Below are 25,422 nucleotides of genomic sequence, written 5' to 3'. Positions count from 1 at the left end.
GCCGATATCCTCTCCGGTATGACGCAGGAGCACTCGGGGGACATCTCCGCGGCAGCAATCCGGCAGACCATCGCGGAAGCGCCACGCATCGTGGTCAAGGTGGGGTCGTCCTCCCTGACCACTGCTGAAGGCATCCTTGATGTGACCAGACTCGGTGCGATCAGTGATGCACTGGCTGCGCGACGTCTCCGAGGGCATCAGGTGGTCCTCGTCTCTTCCGGGGCGGTAGCAGCCGGGATCACTCCGCTCGGCCTGACCGCCCGACCCCGAGATCTGGCCACCCAACAGGCCGCCGCCAGTGTCGGCCAGGGCGCCTTGATTGCTGCTTACACCGAAGCCTTTGGCCGGCACGGATTGGGCGTGGGGCAGGTGTTGTTGACTGCAGCTGACCTCAACCGCAGCGGGCACTACGTCAACGCCCGTCGCGCTCTGATCCGGTTGATGCGCCTAGGAATTGTCCCGGTGGTCAACGAGAACGACGCTGTCGCCACCGACGAAATCCGATTTGGTGACAATGACCGGCTTGCTGCGCTTGTCGCGCACCTGGTCGGGGCGGGTGCGTTGGTGCTCCTCACTGACACCGATGCCCTGTACGACGGGCCCCCGACGGAGCCAACGAGTGTCCGGTTACCGTTGATTCGTGGAGCGCAGGATCTTCGCGGGATCCGTATTGGCGGTAGCGGCAGTCTGGTCGGTACTGGCGGGATGGTCACCAAGGTTGACGCTGCCCGAATCGCTACTGGGGCTGGTGTTCCCACGTTGCTCGCCGCAGCGGGACAGATCGAGGACGCCTTGGCTGGAGCCGATGTCGGCACCGTTTTTGCCCCATGGGGGGCGCGTCCCACGTCGAAGCGGTTGTGGCTGGCGCACGCCAGTGAACCGGAGGGCACTCTGGTCCTTGATGAGGGGGCGGTACGGGCGGTGGTAGAACGGGGCGCCTCGCTGTTACCCGCCGGGATCGTGGCCCTGGAGGGCGCTTTCGCCGCCGGGGCGCCAGTGGAGCTGGTGGGCCCGGACCGGCGCGCCGTCGCTCGAGGGTTGGTGGCTTTCTCCAGTGATGAGCTACCGCGGCTGCTGGGACGCAGCACTCGTTGGCTCGGGGAGGTATTGGGTCCGCACTATGCCCGAGACGTGGTGAACCGGGATTATCTCGTGCTGGTCCGTCGCTAAGCGGCTGTGGCGCGTCCATCTGGCAGGTTTTTCGCAGGCTGGATTCGCCCAGGACGGGCAGGCTGGGTAGCGTCGAACCATGCGCTTCGAGATCATGCGTGCTCACATTCGCGACCTGCAGCGGGTTAAGCCCCTATGGAAGGCGATGCTCCTGCGGTACGTGGACGTCATTGGACCGGACCTTCCGGTGCGTGATCCCAACGCCGCCTGGGCTCTTCGCCATGAGGAATACCTCACTTGGCTCAACGACGGTGCCGGTGTCGTCTATCTCGCGGTAGACACCGAAAACAACGACAAGGTGGTGGGCTACGCGGCATTGCACTTCACTTCCTCCGGCTCGGCTTTTGACATGGGGCAGTGGTGTGGTGAGTTGGAGTCGCTCGCCGTGGCGGAGGCGGCACGAGGCTGCGGCATCGGGACTCGCCTCATCGAAGCCTGCCGTAGCGAACTGAAACGACGCGAAATCACGTATTGGTCGCTGGAGACCCTCGCTGGGAATGCCGAAGCCAAACGGCTGTATGAACGCGCCGGGTTTGAACCCTTCATGTTGCGGATGATCCGCCGAGTCGACAGCCCCCAGGCGCAGATCCGTGCGGATGACCCGATGACTGCGCCGTTGGTGATCCCGGCGGGAATGCTGGGACAGAGCGGCACCGCCGGAGAACTCCCTGGCGGTGGTGCTGGCGTGGCGACCGTGGACGAGGTCCCCCTCCCGGTGCCAACACCGACAGTGGTGCCGACGGTGCAAGCTGCCGGAGACGCAGCGCGGGTGGCCGCTCGTCGCTTGGCGGTGGCGACCAGCGCGCAAAAAAACCGCGCTCTCCAGGCGATGGCGGATGCTGTCGCCGCGCAGAGTCCACGCATCCTCGATGCCAACAGCCGTGACCTGGAGCGTGCTCGGGTCAAAGGGCTCCCTGACAGCCTGGTCGACCGAATTCGGCTGGATCAGGGGCGCTTGGACGGCATCGCTGACGCCTTGCGTGATCTGGTGGCCTTGCCCGACCCAGTGGGACACGTGGTGCGGGGATCGACCTTGCCCAACGGCTTGCAGATCCGTCAGGTCAGGGTGCCTTTCGGAGTGATCGGGATGATCTACGAAGCCCGTCCCAATGTGACTGTCGATGCCGCAGGGATCGCGATGAAGAGCGGGAACGCTGTCATCCTGCGAGGTGGCTCAGCGGCGTCGTACAGCAACCGGGCGTTGGTGGCGACGTTACGCGAAGCCATTGAGCGCGCTGGTCTGCCAGCAGACGCAGTCCACCTGTTGGAGGGCGGACATGACGAAGCGGTCTCGCTGATGCGGGCTCGCGGGTTGGTGGATGTCATCGTGCCCCGCGGCGGTGCCAAACTGATCGAGACCGTGGTGACGCAGTCCACGGTGCCGGTGATCGAGACGGGCAGTGGCAATGTCCACGTGTATGTCGATGCGGCTGCAGAGCTGGGCAAGGCCTTGGAGATCGTGGTCAACGCGAAGACCCAGCGACCCAGCGTGTGTAATGCCGCAGAAACGCTGCTGGTCCACGCGGACATCGCAGCCCGCTTCCTTCCGCTGGTGCTGCCTGCACTGCACGAGCAGTCGGTGAAGATTCACGGGGATGTTGCGACGATCACCGCTGCGGCTGGGGTTGGTGTCCCGGTCTTGGAAGCTGGGGAACTCGATTGGGCCTGTGAATACCACGGTTTGGAAATCGCCGTACGGGTGGTGGCGGATCTTGATGAGGCGATGGCTCACGTCGCACGATATTCCACCGGGCACACCGAAGCTATCGTCACCGAGGACCGGACGGCGGCACGTCGCTGGACCAGCGAGGTCGACGCCGCAGTGGTGATGGTCAACTCTTCGACCAGGTTCACCGATGGCGGCGAGTTCGGTTTTGGCGCGGAGATCGGGATTAGCACGCAGAAGTTGCATGCCCGTGGTCCGATGGGCCTTCCGGAAATGACCAGTACCAAATGGATTGTCGAGGGCGACGGTCACATCAGGAGTTGACCTGTTCGTGTGACTCCAACGAGTCGTACGCCACGTAGTACGTCGGGCGGCCTTGCATCATCGTGTACATCCGCCCGACGTACTCTCCGAGAACGCCCAGACACAACAGCTGGACGGCGCCTACTGCGGCGACTACCACCACGGTCGAGGTCCATCCTGCGATGACATGCCCCAGTGCGCGAGCGATGAGGGCATAACAGAGCACTCCTAGCGCAGCCAGGCCACCGCACAGGCCACACCAGGTGGCTAGCCGCAATGGCGCCATCGAGTGGCCGGTGAGGCTGTCCACGCTCAACGCGATCATCTTGCGCAACGGGTATTTGGAGTCCCCGGCGGCACGCACTGCTCGTTCGTATTCGACCCGGGCACTGGGAAAACCCAAAGTGGGCACGACCAGACGAAGTACCCGATGCTGCTCGGGAAGTGCGTTGACAGCCTCCACGGTCGCCCGACTCATCATGCGGAAGTCACCGGCCTGATCGACCACTTTCTTCCCGGCCAAGGCGCGCATCAGCCGGTAGTAAGCCCCCGCCGTACCTCGTTTGAACACCGTGTCGGTACGCCGATCTGAACGCACCCCGTAGACGACATCGACCTTTTCGTCCCGGGCCACCTGCAGCATCTGGGCGATGGTCTCTGGAGGATCTTGCAAATCAGCGTCAATCGTCACCACGTAGTCGCCTCGTGCTCGAGCTAAGCCGGCGGAGATCGCAGCTTGGTGACCAGAATTGGCGCGCAAGCGGAGGACTCGCAACGCGGGCCACTGCCGACGCAACCGTTGCAGGATCACCGGCGAGGCGTCCGTTGAACCGTCGTCCACAGCCAGCACCTCGTACGTCGATTCCAGTCCGTCCAGGACGGGCCGGAGGCGGTCGATCATCAACGGGAGCACGGCCTCCTCGTTGAAAACGGGGACGACGACGGACAACTCCACGTCGGAGGAGGCAGGCTGCATGAGCACAGGGTAACTGCCGCTCAGCGCACGTCCGACGCCCCTGGGCGGGCGCTCGACGGCTCACGAGGGGACATCAGCCACCTCAGGAGGAACACCCCGATAAGGTGGACCCTATGTCGCTGACCCCGATGACCCTGCAGGCTGTTCCGGGTAGTGGCCACGAAGTTGTCTGGGAACTCCCGATGCCCGATTGGGCTTACGGAGTGATTGCCCTGGCCGCTTTCATGCTGCTGCTTCTGATCACCTGGCTGTTCCGCAATGCGGGACACACCCTGATGGAGGGGCCTGACATGGTGCCTCACGTTGCCCCCGGCACTGCCACGGCCCAGGGAGGACACAGTTCCACCCACTGAACCCCGTGCCACCCGCGTCGGTGTCATGGGTGGCACGTTCAACCCGATTCACCACGGTCACCTCGTCGCGGCCAGCGAAGTGCAACACCTCCTGGGACTCGACGAGGTGGTTTTCGTGCCCACCGGTCAGCCCTGGCAGAAAGATCGCACCCTGCTGGCGTCCGCGGAACACCGATACCTGATGACTGTGATCGCTACCGCATCCAACCCACGCTTCTCCGTCAGCCGCGTTGACATCGACCGGAACGGTCCGACGTACACCATCGACACGCTGCGTGATCTGCATGCCCAACGACCTGATGCAGAATTCTTCTTCATCACCGGCGCCGATGCCCTCGAACAGATCCTGTCCTGGAAAGACGCCGACGAGCTCTGGGAGCTGGCGCACTTTGTCGGAGTGACCCGTCCCGGCCACTGTCTCAGCGACCGTGGCCTGCCCAAAGAGGGCATCACGCTCACCGAAATTCCAGCGATGGCGATCAGTTCCACTGACTGTCGCGATCGTGTGGGAGCGGGTGAACCGATCTGGTATCTCGTGCCGGATGGGGTGGTTCAGTACATCGCCAAGTACCGTCTGTACCGAACGACGTCGACACCCGCACCGTGCACTGGGGGCGCCACGACCGGGCAGGCCCCGACGATGGCACCGGTACCGCGGTGATCTCAGGAGGAAATCCCACCCGTGCCTGCCACCGACCATGCCTGCCATCTTGCCCAGATCGCCGCAACTGCAGCCGAAGACAAACTCGCCACTGACATCGTTGCCCTGGATGTCAGCGAACATCTGGCACTGACTGATATCTTCCTGGTCGCCTCTGCCCCCAACGAGCGGCAGATCTCCTCGATTGTGGACGAGATCGAGGAGAAACTCCACGGCGCCGGAGTCAAGCGGGTTCGCCGCGAAGGTGACCGGGAAGCCCGCTGGGTGCTGATCGATTTCGGTGACCTCGTCGTTCACGTCCAACACCAGGAAGAGCGGACGTTCTACCAGTTGGAGCGGCTCTGGCGTGACTGCCCTGCCGTGCCGTTGACTCTGGGCCCGCAGGACCCTCCGGCCGATTCGCCTCGATGAGCGTCGCTGCGACATCAATGCCACGGCGAGTGGTCCTGCTCCGACATGGGGTCACCACTCATAACGCACGTGGACTGTGGCAGGGGCATCTGAATACGCCCCTGTCACCGACCGGCTTGGACCAGGCCCGCCGGGTCGCCCCGGTACTTGCGGGATATGGACTCGCGGGGATCTGGGCTAGCGATCTGGACCGGGCATCGCGGACCGCGCGCATTGTCGCAGATCATGCCGACATGTCAGTCACCGTCGATGCCCGCCTCCGAGAGATCGGCGTCGGGCACTGGCAAGGTCGTGACGCAGCCGACGTGGAAAAAGCCTCCCCTGGGGTCCTGGCGCGACTGGCGGCGGGGGAGGATGTCCGCCGCGGCGGCCATGGCGAGACCGTTGCCGAGGTGGTACGTCGAGCCCGGCCCAGTCTCGACGAAGTGATCGCCACCCTCCATCCCGGCCAGACCGCATTAGTCGTCACGCATGGCGTCTGTGCCCGGGCGCTGGCTGCCGATCTGGTCGGCATGGATCAACGGACCGCATGGCTGTGTCTCAGTGGGTTAGGCAACTGCCACTGGGGTGAACTCGTCCACGTCGGCGACCGGTGGCGGATCGCGGTCTGGAACGGACAGGTCGATCGACCCGGACCGCCGACCCGCCCGGCCCACGGCTACTGAGCAGGCCCAGAAGTCCCCTGCTGTGCCTCGATTTGGAAAAGCAGCACTCGCCTCGATAAACTCAACAAGTCCTCGCCACGAGGGCAAAGGTAAGGGGCTGTAGCGCAGTTGGTAGCGCACCTCCATGGCATGGAGGGGGTCAGGGGTTCGAATCCCCTCAGCTCCACCAGATTAGATATAGCGGTTTACCTGATGTAGTCAGGTCTGAAAGCGGCGAACAGCTCGTTGAGCTGGATCGCCGCTTTTTGTCTTCGGCGATGAGGATGTGAGAGTGTCACTCCGCGACGCTCACCGTGATCCCGGGCAGCAGCATCCCAGCAGTGATTTCATGGATGTCGAAGGGAATCAAGATGACTGGCGCTTGATGCTGAAGAGCTCTCGCGTAGCCCGGGGCTCTCCAGGCGCGGTAGGGCTGGTCGACATCGTTGTTGCGGGCTGAGTTTGTTGGTTCCTATGACACTATCGAGCACCGGTAGCGTCATCGGTCCTCGATGTGTGCGACGGCGGGGCCAAGTAGGCGGATCAGTGAGTGTCGGTGATCTGGTGCGCACGCATGACGAACTGCCGACGGCAGTGTGAGTGCAGCGGCCGGAGGTATCTCGCCATACCGTCCTGTGGGATGTGCCGGCCCTGCTGGCTGCGGCGCAGGTATCGCTCGCGCTTGAGATCGACAGGGAGTCGGAAAACCCCGACATCTACTCCGGCAGGGATGTGTTGACCCCCACAGGGCCAGGCTCACCTCGGCCTCCACTCTCAGGTGAGAAAACCCCGTGATGAACACTCTCAGTCGGGGATGAGGGCGTGGTGACTCTTGCGCTCATCACGCCACGTGGTCCCCGAGCGTCACCTATCCCCAACTCAGGCACATCTATCGATGTGCGATTCTCATACTTGCGATCAGCAATATGAGGCAGATTAACAAAATGGTGAGCGTCTCTAACTTATTCATTAGCCCCTTGGATTTCCATGCCTTAACTGTCATGAAAAAAGACGTTGCAGTGAGAATGGGAAAGCCGATCACTCTCAACCAGATAAAACCAGTTATATTCTCAATAATGACAATGATGCCCAGAGTGAGAAATATTGCCAGACAGTCAGTTGAGGCGCGATCGTAGTTATCTTGCTCTTGCGTGCTCATCAAGATGGCTCCTGTTGGTGACTGTTGCATTTATTGGACCTTGATCTCATGAAGGGCCAAGCTTGCGTTGTTTCCTTCTAATAATTGCTACTTCATGAGCACGTATCTGACGATCTTGCACGCCACTAATTTCGAGATTGATGCTCAAAGTCTCTCGGGTTGAAGGCGGGAGATTGTCTAGATCAATGCTTCACGCAAAAGAATATGTGTTGAGGGCGTTATTCACGAGGCATTTCCAGGTCATTCTTGGCTACCAGCCAAGTCGATAGAGCTCGAGTCGGGTAATGACGGCAATGATATCGGGGAGTTCTGTGAGTCTGCCTCGATAGCCAGTGGCGAAACCCAATGATCTCAAAGCGGCCGATGTTTTTATATATGTGTATGGCGACAGGTGTGTATCGATTGTTTCCCGGAGTGTAGGGGGTGGGTCGCTAACGCCTCGTGAATAACGCCCTGAGAAGACTTGCAGGTCACAGGCTCTCCAGTGGGAAGGTCATCCCAATATCTAATCGCTCGTGAATAATGCCCTTTATGGCATGTGGATATCTCACTAATCATCTCATCCGAAAACCTGCGGCCGAAAATGTGGGAAGATGTGAATTTCTTTGACTAGTATGTACAGGATCCCAGAATCGACGGTTGACCCCGCCGATTGGATACAGTTAAACCCACGTCATCAACTCGTCAGTGGTCTAGTGCCAAGCGAGTATGAGGCATTCGTAAGAATTCTACATCCCGCGCGGGATGAGTATGGCCAGAGCATCAGGTGGGAGAGTATTTCTCAAGCTAATGGACGGGCCATTCACCCACTTGCTCAATTTTCTAATATTTTAGCTGACAGATTTGGGGGTGATGCATCAGGAAAAAAGAATTTTGAACCACCTAATCGAGGCTCCTTGGCTGCAGAACAGCTTGAAGAGTTGACTGCAATTCTCATGCAAGAATCGGGGGAAAATGCTCAATGTTGGATGCTGCTATGGAACGGGTGGAGCAACTTGCCAGTGAGCTGGAGATCCTCTTTCCCAGTCGCGGTACAAAGATCTCGAGAGTATTGGCTTTTTCGCGCACCTTTAAAGGACTTGATGTCGGCAAGTACTTTTTTTGGTATCCCATTTGAATTTCATCAAATAAATAATTATGCGGAAGATGTCTTTGATTCGTTAATCAGCATTCAAAGCCCTAACCAATGGTGGGCTGAAGATAGGTCGTGGTTTATTGCTTCTGAAATCGACCAAGACTCCACCATATTTGCCGGACCACTAACCTTGGCTAAAAGGCTTCTACAAACTGCTGGCCTGGAGTGCTTCCTTGTTTCCAGAAATTCTAATATTGGCTCAGATGGTGACTTGATAAATATTTGAGCCAAATCACTTTCATTTAGGGCATTATCCGCGAGGCATTCGACACCTTGTAGTAAATCAGGAAGACCTGCAGGTTGCAGGCTCCTCCAGTGGGTGGGTGGTTGCTAAGTCTAATCACTCGTGAGTAACACCTTTGGGATAGATCAGTGACTATCAGTAATGAGTCCTCACTTGAAAGGAAAGAGTCGATGAAGAAGTTCATTTTGACAGCGCATAGTTTTGCTGTGGCCGGTTTATTGATATGCACATTGCCTGCCGTGGCAGTAGCAGATTCTGGAGATAATCAGAGTGAAGCGAGGATATAAGAGATCGCGGAGCATCGAGTTATTTGGAGCCAAATACACTGAAAACTACCCTAGTGGCTGCGGCGTGCGAGTGGATCGGCCGCACCCTTCCTACTACACAAATAACCAAATTCACACGAATGTGAACAGCACGTGTCATACTGTTCCTGTTATCAGCTCTACACTGCGAGGTAATATGTATCGATCCCGCTGGTGGGGGTGGGAAAAACAGAATCTTAACGAGCCATCAAGTCGGCAGGTTACAGGTAGGGATGCCGCTCAGTACAACTGGACTGCAGCGGTCAACTGCACCAATGGAGACTTGTACCGTTATCGTACTGAAGGCTTCGGAACAATTGTGACTCCCAACGGTACATATAGTGCGCAGGCTTACGAGCAGAATGACAGTGAAATTCGTTGTGGTGACTGATGATTCGTTGTTATTGTCAGGTAATATCTTTGATGGTTGTCTCACTGTTATTAATGGTGTCTGCATGTGGGGTGGCGCCAAAACAAAGGTCAGTGTCTAGTTCACCTTCTTCAATTGAAGTTCGATACCAAGATGTTAAACGACATCAGGCTCCAGCGCGCCCTCCACGTGTCATGGCTGGGACTATAGAAGCAGTTTTGATTCATTCACACTGGAAAGAATTTGAATTCGAAAAGAAAGAAGAGCCAATAAATGTAAAATGGCCAAGATCTTCAAGCATCAGCGAACTTAGGATTATAGGGGCCCCCTCACCTGCAGCTGCCACTGTCAATCTTTTTAAGAAAATTACAGATAAAGGAATTCCGGCAGAGAAAGACGGTAAGGCTGTTGACTGCTCTCAAAGAAAACCAAAGTTTTTTTCAGGTGGTCCAGAATGCATGATTATGGATTCCTCGCCGAGTGGGGCGTCAAGTATTGTCATTCTGGGGGCAGATGAATATATGTATTTGGCGCTTTGGGCGCAATGGTGGAAATTTATCCCTGATTCACATCAAGCCATGGGCAAAGTAGATCAAGTAGATGCCTCTTGGGTAGTTGTCCGCATCCCAGCATAGTCACTGATGTTTTCGCGCTAGTGTCGTGAGTTATTGATTCGTTTGCAGTAGTTGGTGAGGGTTTCGAGGATTTGGTCGGCGGTTTTAGTCCAGGCGGCGGGGAAAAGTCAGTGCGGTCATGGCCTACCCCGACATCGCGGCGTACGGGATCATGTCGACCCCTGGTCTGGTCGTCGATGAGGAAGTGCTCGTCTCCGGGCGAGTCCCCAAGCAGGACGAAATCGCAGCCCAGCTGAGCCGTTGACATGCCCTCTCACCAGGCTCCTCAGTGCGGCCGTCTGTGTTTTTTTGCCTGTCATCCACAATGCGGGGCGTTCACAGATGGCTGCGGCGTACCTCCGGCAACTCGTCCCGGATGCGGTCGCCGAAAGCACGCTCGTCAAGGGCGGCGTGCAGTCGCCGACCTGCCTCAATGAGGAGGCCGCCGGTCTCTGCGTCGAGACGGGAAATTGCTGCCTCAGTCGCGTCCCACTCGGCGCGAGCGACACTCATGGCTTCACGACCGGCATCCGTCAGGGAGATGACCCGGCTGCGGGCGTCGGCGCCGCGCGCATAATCGACGAGGTTTTCTTTGGCCATCGCTGCGATGCGTTGACTCATCGAGGCGTGGCCGACGCCGTGGGCGTCAGCTAATGCGGTGATGGTGGCTGGCTGGTCTGCCAACGTGAGGAGCACTGGAGTCCAGGAGGACCGGAACGGCCATAGGCCGCGTTCTTTGTACAGGTCGAGGATGTCCTGGTCCATCGCGCCGATAGAGCGCAGGAGGGGACTCAAGAGTGAGCTCATCGGAGTAGATGTCATGCTGCCATTATAACAGCGGCATGATATTCAGGGCCGGATGGGACCCGCTCTCACCAACGCCACCGACCAGCGTTGCCACAACCACCCGTCATGATGGCCACATGTCCCTGAATGCGGCAACCCCAGCCCCGGCCAATCAACCCGACTCAACGCCGATGAGCCACGCCATGGCCGTGCCTGTCCCGGACGCAGTCGTGGAGTACGCGCGCCATGCCTCCCGCATCGTGGTGCTGACCGGCGCTGGGATGTCCGACGAAAGTGGCGTCCCCACCTTCCGTGACGCGCATACCGGCCTGTGGGAGCTGCACGACCCAGACCGGCTTGTCACAGCTGAGGCGTGGGCGGAAGAACCAGAACTCGTCTTCGGATGGCATTGGTGGCTGGCTCAGTTAGTCCGGCGCTGCCACCCACACGACGGACATCTGGCTTTGGCGCGGTGGGCCCAGCGCATCCCAGTGGACATCATCACCCAAAATGTCGACGACCTTCATGAACGCGCCGGATCGGCAGTGGCAGCTCACCTGCACGGGACGCTGTTGACCTTTTCGTGTGGTGACTGCGGTGCAGCGTTCCCGTTGGATGTCCCTCCGATGTCAGCGGCGGACGCGGCCTCTCATGTGGTGCCGACGCGGATGGATCCACCAGTCTGCCCACACTGTGACGGTGATGTTCGGCCCGACGTGGTGCTCTTCGGCGAGCAACTCCCAGTGGGGGCATTCGATGTTGCGGTGGACGCGATGCTCGCCGCGGAATTGTGTCTCGTCGTAGGCACGTCAGGCATTGTGCAACCTGCGGGGTCGTTGCCAGATATTGCTCGCGGTCATGGTGTCCCCGTCGTGGAGATCAACCCGCAGGAGACGGCGCTGTCGTGGGGCGTCGACGTATGTTGGCGGCAACCAGCGGGCCGGGCACTTCCCGCACTGCTCGCCGCCGTCGAAGGGGACCAGCTCACCACTGACCGGTGACGACAGTCCCCTGGTGATAGGCGGCCACCCAATCCTGTCCGGCCCCGCGCCAGATCGTGACCCGTCGGGTACGCCGCTCACCCTGGATGAGCAGGTACGTCAACAGATAGGTGTCTGGCGCGAGGACGCGACATTCTTCATCCTCAGTGGCCCAGAGTGGGGTGTCCTCGCTGTGGGCGCGGCGGGCGCAGACCTGCCAGATCGTCTCCAGATCAAAACGTCCCCCGGAGGCACCCACTTCCCAGTAGTTCTCGCTGACTCCCACCTCAAACGCATCGCGAGTGGTCTCCGGGAGGGGAAAATGCAGCAGCCGCTCGCGCTCCATGAGGGTACGTCGCACCGCCGTGGGCGCGGCGGATAGATCATGCCAGGTCATATCAAGTCGCCATCCCATTCTGTGGCCGAGATAAGAATCAATGCCGTGCCAGGGTCATCCCGATCGTGGGGATGGTGATCTTGGCGTCGGTGACAGTGACACTCACCTCACGGATTTTGTTGCCTTTCATGACGCGTTTGACGAAATCTTGAACCACGAGGGGTTGAGTGGGCAGATTGGTGATGACATCAGTGGGGACTTCCAGAGCAGCGCCGAGAGTTCGGGGTTTGCCATCAATACCCGGGCCGCGGGCCGCGATACGCAGCGCGTCATAACTGTGCAAGGTCACCGGCACCGTGGTGCCCCCGGAGGTGATGGAGAAAGTCCGAGACGTTTGCGCGACATCAAAATGGGGGAGAGCGGCGACGTACGTGTTCTTTGATCCGGACGGGGTCAGCTCTCCTCGGTAAGAGTATTGCTGGGGTGCGCTGAGGGTTTTGGTGGAATTATCCTGTGGGGTGTTCTGCAAGGGGCGTCCCCGGAGAGGCTGATCGGTCTGTACGAACGTCCATTTCGGGGCAGTGAGAGCTTTCTTCCAATAGCCTTTGCGGCCGCCGTCGCTGCCTTCAACGCGAAGCTCCCGGTTGTGTGACCCTGCTCCCGTGGAGTGGATGGAGATCCGTGAGGTAATTTTTCCGGGTATTTTTGGCTGGTGGACCCAGTCAGGTGCGGGTAGCTGAATCGCGGCGTACTTGAGGTTGAGTTTTTCCTTGGTCTGGTCAACGATCGACGGTTTGCCGCGCTGATCCTGCCAAGAATAGCGGAAGAAGGCCGTGTCGCCGCCGGATACATCAAAGTCGTACAGGCGGGTATACATGTCGCCGTACTTATTGGTGACGAAGATCGTCGAGCCGGATGCGGAAATGGCTTGGGATTTGAATCTGCCGCCCATGGGGCCGCCCACCTCATAGGAGTAATCGTTAGGCAGCCATGGGTCGAGGTATGTGATGCGGGAACCGTCTTCGGACAGCGCAAGAACCTGGGTGACCTTGGCGAATGCCACCGCGTGCGGATTGCCGATCCGGTCAGTGAATGACACATCCTCGTGGGTGCCTAGGATCGATAGGACCCAGCGGCCGGGATCGGTGGTGGGAGTGCGTTGGCCCGAACCAGCCCAAAACGGCGCGCCCCAGGCTTTCATCCAGTTCCATTTGCCAGGCGAGGACAGGGCATTGTCCATGGTGTAGAGCCAGCCGGCAGCGTCGACGGCGACGAGTTCGTCGTCATTGACCGACATACCGACGAGAGCTCCCTGCAAGCACGCAGGCAGGGCCGCATGGCGCCAGCGGCCGTCGCCGCCGATGGCGCGGGTGTAGATCAGGCCTTCCCGAAGGGTGAATTCAAAACGCCGGTTGAAGCCAGAGGTGGAGTCCCGTAGATCGATCCGACGCGGGAATTTTTCTTGCTGGGCCGCAACGGGGAGGACGTCATATCCGGTGAGGCTTTCATCGGAACGGGGGCCGGGGGGACGCTGTGCCGTGCCGGTGCGTGACACGCACGCGGCGGGAGCTTTGTCGGTGCCGCCTTCGCCGCGGGGCGGGGCATCTGCCGCCGTTGCCGGGCTCGCCAGGACGGCAGCCGCGGCGAGGGTCACGCAGGTGGTCCCGGCGACGGTCACCCCGAGCCGTCGCCGGTGGGAATCGCCGACCTGAGGTATCGGCGCAGTGTGGGTACGGCGCTCGTGGCTGGTCGGCATGGTGGCTCCTGCTCGGCGGTAGGTCGGATATGGGTGATGTTACTGAGGGGTGTGGGGCGAGGTGGCACTCATGTTGCCCAACTCGGCCATCGGTGGGGGACGTCCTCACCGACCACGGCCGCTGCGAGGTCGTGCAACAGCGACGACCCCCGGTCGTAATACGACTCGTGTCCCATGTTGAATCTGGTCCAGGCCTTCCCGTCGGGATAGACGGCCAGATGAGGCACCGGCGCCAGAGAATGCACCCCGGGCAGACGGTTGACCTCCGGGCCAAAAATCCCCAGCCGGGTCACAACGTCTCCAGTAGCGACCGCCGCGTAGAACTGTCCATCTGGGACATGGAGAGTCGAAATGTCGCTGGTAAACAGGCCAGGGCAGCCTGTCACGATGCACGCATCAAATACCTCGGTCTGGGTCAAGGCCAATCCCAGCACCGACGCGCCATAACTGTGCCCAGAGGCCACCAAACGCACGTCAGGTCCCAGCGTGGCCCGCAACCCCTGCGCGCAGCGCGCCAACAACGGGGCCGCCTGGCGGGCATAGGTCCGGTCGGTGGCTTCGCCCGGGACGATCCACCGAATCCCGCTCTCTCCCAGCGCCCGGCGGGTTGCAATGTCGTACGGCGCTCGGTAGCCGATCCAGTCGACTACCGCAATGCCGTCCCGGCCGCCGCGGTCATCACCGAGGATCCGTCCAGCTTCGTCCCGTAAGGCCGACATCCACATCGCCTCGCGGTACAACCGCAGGTCAACGGTGGTGGTGGTGCCAGGAACATGCAACACCACGGTGTGAGCGCGCTCTAAGTCGCCAAGGACCACCGCGGTGCGCAGCGGGTACTCGCGGGCGTCCAACAGATAGAGGCCGCGCTGATCCAGGGGGGTGGTGATGTCGTCGAGAGCCGCCAGGGATTCCGCGGGGACCACTGATTCCGGCACCCCCAGGTCAGTGCCCAACGGGGAGAGCAGCGCCCGCAACTTCAGCAATCCTCGCAGGTCTCGTCGTTCTCGGTCGTCGGCGTCATCCGTGCCAGTGTGGCGGGGGAGGGGCCCACCGTCTGAGGCGGAAGCAGCGGCCACTTCGTCGAGGACCCCACCGGCACGAGCGTGAATCTCCTCAGCCAGGGTGATCAGGTTGGCGTTGTGGCGGACCGCTGCGGGAAGCCCATCGGTGCGCCCGCACCAGGACGTCGTACGTTCAGTCACCACCTGCTTTTCAGCAGGACTCAGCCCATCCCACCACGATGCGACCGCTGCGGGGGCGGTGTCGGCAGGAAGCGGTGGGAGCCGTTCACCGGTCGCCGCGAGATCGGGGAATCTGATGGCGGCGGTGTCCGCTTCGCTGCGCAACAAGTCTGGGATCGCTGCCGCGGTCAGGAACCGTATGGCCAGCCGTCGGTGGCGTAATTCGTCGGTGAGCGCCTCTTCGAGCCGCCCCCAGGTGCGACTGTCCTCTGCGGCGCGGACAAACTGATCGTGCAAGCTTTCGCACCGGGTCAGAGCATGCTCGAGATCTTCCGCGGCTGAGCGGATTTCAGTGGACAGGTGTCGCATGAACGCAGCCGGCGGGTCCTGTCCGTTGTCGACTCCTCGTGACATCGTCATCTCCCGGTGCCGTCCGAGCCGCCCTGACATGACCGTACGGCGGTGGTCCTCGTCCGGCTGCGTTTCACGCTAGCGCACCATGCCCCACTTCATTTCACAGCAGGGCAAAGTCCCACCCTGCGTGGACCAGCACCGCAGGCCAGATGTGTCCGAACACGACACGGACGACGTAAAACAGCAGACCGATCACGATCGTCTGCGCGAACTGGACCATGACCTCTAGGAAACTTGGCCCGAGGAAGATGTTGGGCAGATGCCACGCGCCAAACATGACCGCCACCAGCATCGCGGCCTTCCACTCAGAGCGGTAGTAGCGGCGCGCCTCCTGGAGCAAGAAGCCGCGGAAGATGATCTCTTCGGTGTAGCCCACCGCTAAGGTCCCCGCGAGGAGACTGAGGAAGTAGCCGAATCCGCTCTCCGGGATGTCTTGGACGCGATCGATGAGCCCCCAGACGGTCATGGCGATGGGGATGACGCACAGGACGAGGAAGATGTTGCGTTGGTTCGTGGACATCGGATCCCCCACGCGAGGGTGGGACCACATGGTGTTCAGACGCCCGATCATGGCGAAGACGAAGGTGGCGAGCAGACCAGTCACCGCCATCGGCAGCGCGATGCGCAGCAGCGCTGAGGTAACGGTGGATCCGAACGCTGCGAACGAGACCGGAGCGAAGGGGTGGGTCATTGAGGTCGTTCCGACCCAGACGAGCGAGAAGACTATCGGTGCCGCGATCAACACCCACAACGGCAGCGGTTCAGGTGAGGCAGACCGGCGACGGCGGCGGGTCAGCCGTCCGCAGGCAGGAGATGCGGTGTTCGACATAGCTGAATTGTGCGGAGTAACGATGAACGTTGTCTGGACAAAGTAGCTGCCTGACCTGGGATCTCAATGGATCTAGCGAAGGTCGTGTCACTTTCGCATCGTTGGTCTCGTCTACCTCATGGTGACGCGTCGCCCGAAGGACGGCAGACTAGGGCGCCATGAATCCATGGAGCCTTGTCGACCTGCCGGATCAGACCGGCCGCATCGTCGTCGTGACCGGCGCAACCTCGGGGATCGGTCTGGTCACCGCCCGTGAACTCATGGCGCGCGGTGCGTACGTCATCCTCGCTTGCCGTGACGTCGCCAAGGGGGAGCAGCTGCGTGCCGAGTTAGGCAGCACTGGTCAGTTGAGTCAGGTACGTCGGGTTGACCTGGCCGACCTGGATTCAGTCCGCGAGTTCGCGGTGTCCCTCGCCAACTGGCGCATCGACATCTTGATCAACAACGCTGGATGTTTCGTCCCGAACTTGCAACACACCCCTCAGGGGCACGAATTGATGTTCGGGACCAACGTATTGGGTCCCTTCCTGCTCACGCAGTTGCTGTTGCAGCAAGGAGCGATCACGGACCGAGTGGTGTGGCTGTCCTCAGCGGCGCACCGGATGGGCAAGATCGACCTGGCTGACCCGGACTGGCACCGTCGCCGCTGGTCCCCGTGGCGGGCTTACGCGACGAGCAAGCTTGGTGACTTGGTGCTCGCCTACGAGCAGCAGCGTCGGTTTGTCACCGATGGATCGTTGGTGCGCAGTGTGGCCGCGCACCCTGGGTGGAGCAGCACTAAATTGTTTGACCCGTTAGCGGAACGACGCCGCGGCAAGATGCTGTCGATGCTGTCGGGAGTCCCGATCGTCGCTCAATCCGCCGAGGACGGTGCGCTGCCGTCGCTGTACGCCGCGGGCGTCCCGGAGTTGCCTGGTGGCACGTACGTCGGCCCGTCCGGCCCCGGCGAGCTGACTGGCTGGCCGCGTCCAGTGGGTTCCAGTGCTGCGTCGCACGACCGTTCCACGGCGCGCCGGTTTTGGGCGATGTGTGAGGAGCTGACCGGGTTGCGCTGATCTCAGACCGGGGCGACCCCCGTGGCCCCGGTGTGACGGAGGAATTGGCCGTACCGTCTGAGGGTTTCGTCGCCGGCCTGAGCGCAGACCGGCGACACCTGGTCCAGGTTGAGGAAGCCGTGGACGAGGTGGTCGAAATGCAGGTGTTCGCAGATCCCTCCAGCGGATCGAATGCGTTCGGCGAACCACAGTCCGTCGTCGCGGAGCGGATCATGCTCGGCGGTCACCACAAACGTCGGGGGCATCCCCGCCAACGTGGCATATGCCGGGCTGACGGTGGGATCTACCCGTTGATCACGGGTGGTCCACTGGTCGACGTACCACCTCATGTCGGCCTGCTCCAGGCCCCAGCCGTGCCCCTTCTCTACGATGCTGGCGGCAGTCAAGGTGAGGTCGGTGTGCGGAGTCAACAGCAGGAGATGTGCGGGTGGTGGCGACGACCCCAACCGGGCGGCATCTCGGAGGCGCAAGGCCGTCGCGGCGGCCAGCAAACCCCCAGCGGAGTCCCCCGCGATGCCGATGCCCGCTTGGTCGTCACCGCCAAGAAGACCGCACATGGCGTCGGCCCATAACGCGGCCCGCACTCCGTCGTCGATGGCTGCTGGGGCTCGATATTCGGGGGCGCGTCGGTAATCGACGGCGATGACCGTGACATCGGCGTGTGCAGCGATCCGGCGTGCCAGACGGTCATGGCTGTCCAAGTCACCGACGACGTATCCGCCGCCGTGCAGGTAGATCACGATAGGCAAAGCCACTAATCGCGGCCGGTAGAGACGCACCGTCAGGTGATCGCCTAGGTCGTGGTCCTCGACGACAGCCATGTCCGGGCCAGGGGAGGCATGTCGTGCCACGGACTTCGTTGCGACCCGAAGTCGGGCCGCCCCCATCCGTGCGGCGACAGCCTCGGCGGCGGCTGCTGCGGAAAGCCAGTCTTGCAACGCCGAATCGGGCTCGGTGCGTATCCGCTCCGGTCGCCCGACGGCCTGCGTCGACCTGCTGTCCACTTTGGCAGGGTAGCCGGTCAGAGGGCGTCAGTGGGGAGGGGAGGCGATGCGCAGCGGGTGACGGAGCGCCGTCAGCAGTGACTTAGCATCAAGGGATGGCTGTCGCACTGACTGTGGCGTTCTTCGTGTTTACCGGGGTTTTTATGGTGATTTTTGCGGTGATGGCTGCGGTGTTGTTACGAAGCGGGGCAGTATCGGTACGTACGGTGCACGAGGGGCAGAAGACGCCTCCTGGGACCGAGGACTAGTCCGACCGGCCACAGTTGATATTTAAGGGTGTTATTCACGAGGCATTTTCAGGTCATTCTTGGCTACCAGCCGATTCGGTAGAGCTCGAGTCGTGTGATAGTGGCGATGATGTCGGGGAGTTCGGTGAGTCTGCCTCGATAGCCGGTGGCGAGGATTTTCCATTGTTTCCAGGTGTCCGATGGCGTGTTCGACATGGGCGCGGATGTGGGATATTTCTGTGTTGTCGTGTTTTTCGTTGTCGGTTCGTTCGTGTCTTTTCTTCTTTGTGAGCGGTGTGAGAGCGTCATGGGCGATGTAGGCGGTGTCTGCGATCCATGTGGTGTGGTTTTCTGCGAGGATCTGTGACCAGCCGGTGAGGTTGAGAGCGGCGGAGTCGTGTCGAGTTCCAGGAGTGGGTGTAGACGTGGCGAGGAGGTGTCGGGTCAGGGTGGAGGCGACTTGGATGCTGACACACTGGCAACGGCGTTGACTGGAGTAGTTGGCTTTGGTGACCTCTTGCTCCTGAGCTGGGCGGTTGCCAGTTGGGACGTATGTGCCGTCGATGAGGATGGCTCGTCCATCACTAGCGGCTTCTTCTAGGGTGATGCCGGTGAAGGTCAGGGCTTCATTGATGACGAGGAGCATCCTGCGATAGATGCGTGAAGCGGTGGGTTGTGAAATATCTAGCAGATCAGCTAGGAACGTTCGTGACAGATTGTTCCGTAGACGTTCCAGGGTGAGGATGACGTGTTCTTTGACGGGCCACCGATGTCTACGCAAGTTGACTCCCCGGGAGTGAAAAATGTCGGTGACCCGCCTGACGAGTTCATTGAGTGCATCGTGATCGAGTCCTGCTGCACGACTGATACCGCATCGGTCGCTTCCCTGAGAGATGTGAGTCGTCTAAGGGCGTTATTCACGAGGCATTTCCAGGTCATTCTTGGCTACCAGCCAAGTCGATAGAGCTCGAGTCGGGTAATGACGGCAATGATATCGGGGAGTTCTGTGAGTCTGCCTCGATAGCCAGTGGCGAGGATTGTCCATTGTTTAAGGTGTCCGATGGCGTGTTCGACATGGCTGCGAATGCTTGATATTTCTTTGTTGTAGCGTTTCTCATGGTCGGTTCGCTCGTGTCCTTTCTTCTTTTTGAGGGGTGTCAGTGCGCCCTGGGCGATGTAGGCGGTGTCGGCTATCCATGGCGTGTGGTTTTCTGCGAGGATCTGTGACCAGCCGGTGAGGTCGAGAGCAGCAGAGTCATGTCGAGCTCCAGGAACCGGTGTGGAGATCGCTAGGAGTTGTCCTTCCAAGGTGGAAGCGACCTGGATGCTTAAACACTGGCAACGGCGTTTACCGGAGTAGTTTACTTTGGTGAGATCTCGCCCCTGAGCTGGGCGGTTGCCAGTTGGGACGTATGTGCCGTCGATCAAGATTACTCGGCCATCACTAGCGGCTTCCTCTAGAGAGATGCCGGTGAAGGTCAGGGCTTCATTGATGACCGGGAGCATCCTGCGATAGATGCGTGAAGCGGTGGATTGTGAAATATCTAGCAGATCAGCTAGGAACGTTTGTGACAGATTGTTCCGTAGGAGTTCCAGGGTGAGGATGACTTGTTCTTTGACGGGCAACCGATGTCTACTCAAGTCGATTCCCCGGGAGTGAAAAATCTCGACGACACGCCTGACGAGTTCATCGAGTGCATCGTGATCGAGTCCTGTTGTAGACTGGTACCGCATCGGCCGCTTTCATGAGAGATTTGAGTCGTCTAACCCAATGATCTCAAAGCGGCCGATGTTTTTATATATGTGTATGGCGACAGGTGTGTATCGATTGTTTCCCGGAGTGTAGGGGGTGGGTCGCTAACGCCTCGTGAATAACGCCCTGAATCGCTGCAGGTCAATGTCATCTTTGTATCATCAGGGGAAACTAAGGATTCTTTAAGGATTTCACATGTGACATCAAATTCGAGTCTGGGTGTGCATGGAACCTGAACAGACCTGCCCGCTACGGTGGTGAAAACTGTGGTGGCTTTATGTCGCCGCTGATCGATGTGGACCAGTGGTGGTTTTTCGATCCAGATCACTCATGAGATGACGAGGTGAGTAGGATGCGCGACGCCGAAAATGCTTGTGTTGCAAGGAAATTCTAGAAAAGTGGCTGAAGGTTGCATCGACGCCATCCCCAGTATTCGGGTCAACCTCTACGGGGACAGGCCCACCCCGATCGCCACTCACATGGGGGAGGAGTCCGGTTTCCGTCACGCGGCAGCGCTGGAGACCCCGTGACCAGAGCACACTGGTGGGCACCCGCCTGAGAGAAAGCAGGTCCTTGGCGATGGCATACTTCGTGATCCAGCTGAACAGCCCGTACCCTCCAGAGCTGACGTGGACTGTGCTGTGGGACTTGCGAGCCCACGACCGGATCATCCCACTCACCCGGCTCCGGGGTGCCCCGTTGACGGCCACTGGAGCGCCCGCCGATGCAATAGATGTCGGTGTGGTGTTCACTGCGTGGACCACACTCGGCCCCTGGAGCATCGCCGACCCGATGCGGGTAGAGCACTGGGTTCCGCCGCAACAGACCAGGCCGGGACGAGCGCTTATCGTGAAGACGGGCCAGGTCGTGACCGGGAACATCGAGGTCACGGTCGCACCCCGCGCAGACCTCGACCACGGCGCGACCGTGCACTGGGCTCAACAGATCGACGTACGGGGTGTCCCGGCAGCCCTCGACCCCCTCACCGCAGCCGTGGCGCAGACGGCGTACCGGTCAGTGGTGACCCGCTTGATCGCCGCAGCGGCGCAGGCCCCGGCGCGCAGGCAGCCAGGAACTCACTAGCTCTGGAAGCCCTTGGTTAACGTCGCGATGTCCGCCAGGGACGTCGCGGTGTCGGCAGACGCAACGCCGTCAACCCAGCACTGGGCAGCATTCGGGCCCGAAGTCGTTGCCGCCAGGGCTGTGCGGCAGCGACACCACGCAACGCCCGCCGCGCATCGATCCGAATCCGTTCGACATGGCGAGCCGAGACGTCCTGATCAGCCTCCGGGGCATAGCGCACATCTTCCAAAGCCAGCAGCACCCGTTCCAAGGCCAGCGTGGCATGCCGTTCAGCGACGGCGCTCGCTGCGAGATGTTCGTGCAGGCCCCGAGGCGTCGCTGCGGCAGGCACCTCCAAGCCCAGGTCTTTGAGTCCCTCAGCGAGGATCACCCATTCGGCTTCAATGGCCTCCTCAGTGGTGACGGCGCGCCGTCGACGTCGGGCCCGCACCAGGGCTGCCGTCGTAGGGACGGTGGCGACCAGAACGATCAGGACAGCAACCGCAATCCATGGTGCAGCTCCGAAGGGTCGGTTCTCCTCCGGGGCTGGGGCACTACTCGGAGCGTGGGGCTCTTCGGCTGGGCGGGAGCTGCTGTGTGCCGTCGACGGGGTGGGACGTGCCGACGGGGCCGCAGTCGATGTGCTGGGGGAGGGCGCACTGACATTGTCGGTGTAAACCGGTGCGGAACCGCTGCGTTCGCCTGGTGTTGGTTCGAAGCGCAGCCAGCCTGCACCTTCGAAGTACAACTCGGGCCAAGCGTGGGCATCAGCGGCAGTGACGACCCTGGTGGTGCCTTCCTGGTGTCCGGGGAGGAACCCGGTGGCCATCCGGGCCGGGATCCCCTCAGCCCGGGCCATCATCACCATGGCGGTGGCAAATTGCACACAGTAGCCGCGACGGCTCTGCAAAAACCGGTCCAATGCGGTGCGTCCGGCGGTCGCTGCGTCCATTCCTCGTGGCGGCGGCGTCAATTCCAGGGAGTAGGTGAAATCGCCTCGGCCTCGCAACCAGTCTTGGATGGCAACAGCCTTCTGATAGGCCGTGCTGACCCGCCCGACAGCGTCTTTGGCGCTGCGCCGTAGCAACTCAGTGTTGGCCTCCGGGGGGACTACCAAAGTCTCCTTGGCGACTCGAGACGCCGCGCCCGCCGATTGCAGCTGATTGAGAGTGGGTGCGAGCACCAGATAACTCAGGTCATAAGAATGCGGTGTTTGGTCGACGACTGGCATACCCGTGGCCGAATCCACCGCCCAATGTGCACCGACAACAGTGCCCGCAATGATGGGGACCGGGCTGGCGAGATAGGGCGCGGCTAGCCCGGTGTGCAGCACCTTGATATGCGCTTCGGTGCGGACGGTGTCTTCTTGCAATCCATTCGGGTAGGGCAGTTGAGGTTGTCGGGAGGGTCCCACTGCTGAAGGCGTGGGGGTCCATTTCCCGTCGGCGTAGGTCGTGGCGACACTGACCCGTAGCGGCGGCGTGGTCGGGTCGTCAGTGGTGTAGGTCAGTACGGGCGCGGAATCGCCACTGCGGAGGTCTTGCACCATGTCCGAGTGCGGTGAAAAACCCACCCGGTGCGGGGCACCCAGATTGCCCCGACCAAGTCCTTCCGCCAAGTAGCGTTGCGGCAGATGGGGGACAAACGCTCCAGCGGTCAAGCCCATCAGGATCGCCGTCACGGCAAGGGTGCTGCCCCACACGGTACGACGTAACTGCGGGGGGAGGCGTCGCGACCGAGCCAGATCTGGGCGCCACGCTGCCAACCAGTCCTGATCCTGCTCGAGCATCATCGCAGCCCACAAGGTCAAGGTGAGGGCGACATGAAATGGCGGCAACGAGCCGGGGCTATTGGCGGCAGCGGTGAGGAATGGGGTGAGCAACGGCAGCGCCGCCATGGCTGGCATCCGAGAGCCCACCGCCACCACATCCACCGACAACGCCAGCAGCGCAATCGAGACAGACACGACAAAAGCGATACCTGATGACGAGGGCGCGGGGGCAGCGTTCGCGGCGATGGTTCGGGCCGCGTCAGCTGCGAGATGTTGCCATTGGGACCAGGTGGACGGGCTGGGGATGAGCCCCCCCAGGACAGGATTGGCCGCTGGGAAGGCATAGGACTGGACGATCAGGATTCCGACCAATTGGACCACTGCGGTGCGCACCGGTGGGGTGTCCACCGACCTCAGTCCGATCCCGATCACCAGGACAACCATCACTTGGACTGTCGCGATGGGCCACCACGGCGCATCTAAAAAGAGCACCGTCATCGGCGCGGTGCTGGACAATACGGCGGCAGCAGCGAGGATCGACGCCATCGGTAGGGCCGGTCCGCCGACCCAGGCGCGCCACGCCCTCATCGATACACCTCCGGCAGGCTGTTGTCCTGACCCGGTGAACCGCGCAACAGCCGCGACCAGGCCAACGCGGGTGTCATCGACGGGATGACATTGACGGCACGCCATCCACCCGAGCGAGCATAGGCACACAGTCTGCGGGAGCGCTGAGCCCCTGCGGTGCCGGCTCCGACCTGTGGGTCTGCGGTGAGGGAGTCCGCTGATCCCGGGACCCACCAGTCGCGGACGCTGCGATCCACCCGGCCGAAGGACGCCGTGTCCACGACCATGGCCATCCCAGTCAGGCCGGTGCGCAAAATCCCGAAACGGTCGGCCGCGACAACCGTCTCGTCCTCCTGATCGGTCATGCCATCGCCAGTGACCAGAATGACCATCCCACCGGCGCCAGCGACATCCCGGGCCGTTGCAGCAACAGAGGCATCAGCTAAATCCGGGGGAGACCAACCAGGCCGACCACCATCTGGCATCCCTGTCCCATGAATCCTTTTCCCGGCAGGAGAAATCCCGTCAGCTGGTTCCACGTCAGCTAGACAGGCCAACAGATCCGGCAAAGCGAGGGCCCGCGCTGGGTCAGCAATCCGAGTTGACCCGCTGGGGCGGGCTCCCACCATCAGCAAATGCAACGAAAAGTCCAGTTTGGCCAGGTGTGCGGCCACTGAAGCCACCGCTTCAACCGCCCATTCAAAACCAGAACCGGCATCACCGCCATGTGGGACACCCCAACTGCGAGGTGAGGCGTCAAAAACCAGGACTGCACGTCGTAACCTCGGCTGGGCCTCATGCCGCACCATCAATCGGCCGCGGTGAGCTGTCACCCCCCAATGGACCCGTCGCAGGTCATCGCCTTGACGGTATTCCCGCACTGACACATCCCGCTCCGACCCGGAGAGCACTGTGGAGGGCGCCTCACCTTCATGCCCCAAACCGCGCCCTGCCGGGTCGTTGCCGGTCAAATCGTGCACCGACGGCAAAACCAGGACTTCCAGACAATCACCGATGATCACGGTGCGATGGGTTAATCCCAGCGGGTCACGAGCGATTAACGTCAACGGTCCGGCCCGATGCCGGCCTCGACGGCGCGGACACACCTCATAATCCACGGTGGTGCGTCCACCAGCAGAAATCCGCGGCAGCACCAGTCGGGTCGTCGTCCCCAACCATGTGGAGACCTGCTCGGCAGCAGCCACCGGGTCACTGGACCTCGGCCCGGCATTGCTCAAGGTCACCTCCACCCGACCTGGCTGACCGCTGATCAGCGGCGCGGGAGACAGCGCGCGTCGGACCTGCAGTCGGGGCCGACGGCGAGTCGCCACCACCAACGCCAGCGACGTCATGGCGACGCACCCCAGACCAATACGGATCAGATCAGGGAATCCCAGCAGCACCCCACCCACTGCCAGCAGGACACCGCCGATGGTCACGGCCCGTCCTCGATCGGTCAGCCCCCGAGTACGTCGGCGTAACTCTCGCAACCCGCGCCGTCGAACCCGCACCCCCAACGAACGTAGTTCCCGAGCCCACCGTTCAGAGGAGGTCCGGCTCGGATCACCACCCGCAGTGGTGCCTGGGCCGGTCCCGGACGCGCCAGCGTCAGCACTACGCGTGGACGGGGATGGAGCCGATGGCGACGCCACAGGTCGGCCACCGCCTCGAGCGGGGCGTCTCGCACTC

25 protein-coding genes, 1 tRNA gene and 2 pseudogenes are annotated in these 25,422 nt (G+C 61.2%); 16 read left to right on the top strand and 12 right to left on the bottom strand.

All coding sequences use genetic code 11. The features are described from left to right. Positions 1-18: 18 nt before the first annotated feature. The 3 genes and pseudogenes from proB (at position 19) to KEM60_RS02985 (ending at position 3,160) form a co-directional block, all read left to right on the top strand. A complete protein-coding gene (gene proB / locus KEM60_RS02990) occupies positions 19-1,170 on the top strand; it encodes a glutamate 5-kinase (protein WP_219106034.1) in 1,152 nt (383 codons plus the stop codon). Between the two features lie 79 nt (positions 1,171-1,249). Beyond that, positions 1,250-1,699: pseudogene (locus KEM60_RS16390) on the top strand (GNAT family N-acetyltransferase); the annotation flags it as partial. A 75-nt stretch (positions 1,700-1,774) separates the two neighbouring features. After that, complete coding sequence (locus tag KEM60_RS02985) at positions 1,775-3,160, top strand: glutamate-5-semialdehyde dehydrogenase (protein WP_255574304.1); 1,386 nt, start codon at positions 1,775-1,777, stop codon at positions 3,158-3,160. Here KEM60_RS02985 and KEM60_RS02980 read toward each other — a convergent pair. Continuing rightward, a complete protein-coding gene (locus tag KEM60_RS02980) occupies positions 3,150-4,115 on the bottom strand; it encodes a glycosyltransferase family 2 protein (protein WP_219106032.1) in 966 nt (321 codons plus the stop codon). The genes KEM60_RS02985 and KEM60_RS02980 overlap by 11 nt on opposite strands. 113 nt (positions 4,116-4,228) lie before the next feature. Here KEM60_RS02980 and KEM60_RS02975 point away from each other — a divergent pair, with 113 nt between their 5' ends. From KEM60_RS02975 to KEM60_RS02955, 5 genes are all read left to right on the top strand, one after another. Next, positions 4,229-4,468, top strand: a complete 240-nt coding sequence (locus tag KEM60_RS02975) for a hypothetical protein (protein ID WP_219106031.1) — start codon at positions 4,229-4,231, stop codon at positions 4,466-4,468. Next, positions 4,431-5,129, top strand: coding sequence for a nicotinate-nucleotide adenylyltransferase (nadD, locus tag KEM60_RS02970; RefSeq protein WP_255574303.1), 699 nt, complete (start codon positions 4,431-4,433; stop codon positions 5,127-5,129). Before KEM60_RS02975 ends, nadD begins: the two co-directional genes overlap by 38 nt. A 21-nt stretch (positions 5,130-5,150) precedes the next feature. Then, positions 5,151-5,540 (top strand): ribosome silencing factor, encoded by a 390-nt coding sequence (gene rsfS, locus KEM60_RS02965; RefSeq protein WP_219106029.1) that lies wholly within the window; start codon positions 5,151-5,153, stop codon positions 5,538-5,540. Beyond that, entirely contained in the window at positions 5,537-6,205 is a 669-nt protein-coding gene (locus KEM60_RS02960; RefSeq protein WP_219106028.1) for a histidine phosphatase family protein, read from the top strand. The genes rsfS and KEM60_RS02960 overlap by 4 nt, the downstream gene beginning before the upstream one ends. Positions 6,206-6,298: 93 nt before the next feature. After that, positions 6,299-6,374, top strand: a tRNA-Ala gene (locus tag KEM60_RS02955). Between the two features lie 699 nt (positions 6,375-7,073). On the opposite strand, the gene KEM60_RS02950 is transcribed toward KEM60_RS02955, so the two are convergent. Further along, complete coding sequence (locus KEM60_RS02950) at positions 7,074-7,343, bottom strand: hypothetical protein (RefSeq protein ID WP_219106027.1); 270 nt, start codon at positions 7,341-7,343, stop codon at positions 7,074-7,076. A gap of 695 nt (positions 7,344-8,038) precedes the next feature. Here KEM60_RS02950 and KEM60_RS02945 point away from each other — a divergent pair. From KEM60_RS02945 to KEM60_RS02935, 3 genes and pseudogenes are all read left to right on the top strand, one after another. Next, positions 8,039-8,704 carry a hypothetical protein gene (locus KEM60_RS02945; RefSeq protein WP_219106026.1) on the top strand — a complete coding sequence of 222 codons (666 nt, stop codon included), beginning with the start codon at positions 8,039-8,041 and terminating at the stop codon, positions 8,702-8,704. Between the two features lie 887 nt (positions 8,705-9,591). Further along, positions 9,592-10,032 (top strand): hypothetical protein, encoded by a 441-nt coding sequence (locus KEM60_RS02940; protein WP_219106025.1) that lies wholly within the window; start codon positions 9,592-9,594, stop codon positions 10,030-10,032. A 115-nt stretch (positions 10,033-10,147) separates the two neighbouring features. Further along, positions 10,148-10,276: pseudogene (locus tag KEM60_RS02935) on the top strand (thioredoxin family protein); the annotation flags it as partial. A gap of 71 nt (positions 10,277-10,347) precedes the next feature. Here the strand turns inward: KEM60_RS02935 and KEM60_RS02930 are convergent. Then, positions 10,348-10,833: a MarR family winged helix-turn-helix transcriptional regulator gene (locus KEM60_RS02930; RefSeq protein WP_219106023.1), complete on the bottom strand. Its 486-nt coding sequence runs from the start codon at positions 10,831-10,833 to the stop codon at positions 10,348-10,350. 101 nt (positions 10,834-10,934) lie between these two features. Between KEM60_RS02930 and KEM60_RS02925 the strand changes: the two genes are divergently transcribed. Then, positions 10,935-11,798: an NAD-dependent deacylase gene (locus KEM60_RS02925; protein WP_255574177.1), complete on the top strand. Its 864-nt coding sequence runs from the start codon at positions 10,935-10,937 to the stop codon at positions 11,796-11,798. Here KEM60_RS02925 and KEM60_RS02920 read toward each other — a convergent pair. The 4 genes from KEM60_RS02920 to KEM60_RS02905 form a co-directional block, all read right to left on the bottom strand. Next, positions 11,782-12,174 carry a hypothetical protein gene (locus KEM60_RS02920; RefSeq protein WP_219106022.1) on the bottom strand — a complete coding sequence of 131 codons (393 nt, stop codon included), beginning with the start codon at positions 12,172-12,174 and terminating at the stop codon, positions 11,782-11,784. The two genes, KEM60_RS02925 and KEM60_RS02920, sit on opposite strands and share 17 nt — an antisense overlap. Positions 12,175-12,211: 37 nt before the next feature. Next, positions 12,212-13,870 carry a hypothetical protein gene (locus tag KEM60_RS02915; protein ID WP_219106021.1) on the bottom strand — a complete coding sequence of 553 codons (1,659 nt, stop codon included), beginning with the start codon at positions 13,868-13,870 and terminating at the stop codon, positions 12,212-12,214. 68 nt (positions 13,871-13,938) lie between these two features. Further along, positions 13,939-15,465: an alpha/beta hydrolase gene (locus KEM60_RS02910; protein WP_219106020.1), complete on the bottom strand. Its 1,527-nt coding sequence runs from the start codon at positions 15,463-15,465 to the stop codon at positions 13,939-13,941. 100 nt (positions 15,466-15,565) lie between these two features. Further along, a complete protein-coding gene (locus KEM60_RS02905; protein ID WP_219106019.1) occupies positions 15,566-16,294 on the bottom strand; it encodes a CPBP family intramembrane glutamic endopeptidase in 729 nt (242 codons plus the stop codon). A 158-nt stretch (positions 16,295-16,452) separates the two neighbouring features. On the opposite strand from KEM60_RS02905, the gene KEM60_RS02900 reads away from it, so the two are divergent. Then, entirely contained in the window at positions 16,453-17,349 is an 897-nt protein-coding gene (locus KEM60_RS02900) for an oxidoreductase (protein WP_219106018.1), read from the top strand. Positions 17,350-17,351: 2 nt separating this feature from the next. On the opposite strand, the gene KEM60_RS02895 is transcribed toward KEM60_RS02900, so the two are convergent. Continuing rightward, positions 17,352-18,353 carry an alpha/beta hydrolase gene (locus KEM60_RS02895; protein WP_219106017.1) on the bottom strand — a complete coding sequence of 334 codons (1,002 nt, stop codon included), beginning with the start codon at positions 18,351-18,353 and terminating at the stop codon, positions 17,352-17,354. A 95-nt stretch (positions 18,354-18,448) separates the two neighbouring features. Between KEM60_RS02895 and KEM60_RS02890 the strand changes: the two genes are divergently transcribed. After that, positions 18,449-18,601, top strand: a complete 153-nt coding sequence (locus tag KEM60_RS02890; protein WP_219106016.1) for a hypothetical protein — start codon at positions 18,449-18,451, stop codon at positions 18,599-18,601. A 31-nt stretch (positions 18,602-18,632) separates the two neighbouring features. Here KEM60_RS02890 and KEM60_RS02885 read toward each other — a convergent pair whose 3' ends face one another. Both KEM60_RS02885 and KEM60_RS02880 read right to left on the bottom strand, forming a co-directional pair. Then, positions 18,633-19,361 carry a transposase family protein gene (locus tag KEM60_RS02885; protein ID WP_219106015.1) on the bottom strand — a complete coding sequence of 243 codons (729 nt, stop codon included), beginning with the start codon at positions 19,359-19,361 and terminating at the stop codon, positions 18,633-18,635. Between the two features lie 164 nt (positions 19,362-19,525). Continuing rightward, the gene (locus tag KEM60_RS02880) at positions 19,526-20,221 is read right to left on the bottom strand and encodes a transposase family protein (RefSeq protein ID WP_219106014.1); all 696 of its coding nucleotides are present in this window, start codon (positions 20,219-20,221) and stop codon (positions 19,526-19,528) included. Positions 20,222-20,731: 510 nt separating this feature from the next. Here KEM60_RS02880 and KEM60_RS16385 point away from each other — a divergent pair. Both KEM60_RS16385 and KEM60_RS02875 read left to right on the top strand, forming a co-directional pair. Beyond that, entirely contained in the window at positions 20,732-20,863 is a 132-nt protein-coding gene (locus KEM60_RS16385) for a hypothetical protein (RefSeq protein ID WP_255574175.1), read from the top strand. Between the two features lie 49 nt (positions 20,864-20,912). Next, positions 20,913-21,416 carry a hypothetical protein gene (locus KEM60_RS02875; RefSeq protein WP_219106013.1) on the top strand — a complete coding sequence of 168 codons (504 nt, stop codon included), beginning with the start codon at positions 20,913-20,915 and terminating at the stop codon, positions 21,414-21,416. A gap of 16 nt (positions 21,417-21,432) precedes the next feature. On the opposite strand, the gene KEM60_RS02870 is transcribed toward KEM60_RS02875, so the two are convergent. Both KEM60_RS02870 and KEM60_RS02865 read right to left on the bottom strand, forming a co-directional pair. After that, positions 21,433-23,754: a transglutaminaseTgpA domain-containing protein gene (locus tag KEM60_RS02870; RefSeq protein ID WP_219106012.1), complete on the bottom strand. Its 2,322-nt coding sequence runs from the start codon at positions 23,752-23,754 to the stop codon at positions 21,433-21,435. Further along, positions 23,751-25,385: a DUF58 domain-containing protein gene (locus KEM60_RS02865; RefSeq protein WP_219106011.1), complete on the bottom strand. Its 1,635-nt coding sequence runs from the start codon at positions 25,383-25,385 to the stop codon at positions 23,751-23,753. The genes KEM60_RS02870 and KEM60_RS02865 overlap by 4 nt, the downstream gene beginning before the upstream one ends. Positions 25,386-25,422 lie beyond the last annotated feature (37 nt).

This window comes from Austwickia sp. TVS 96-490-7B (assembly GCF_019331795.1).
Lineage (GTDB): Bacteria > Actinomycetota > Actinomycetes > Actinomycetales > Dermatophilaceae > Austwickia.
Note: the sequence above shows the minus strand (reverse complement) of the source record. Positions and strands in the feature narration are given on the sequence as shown.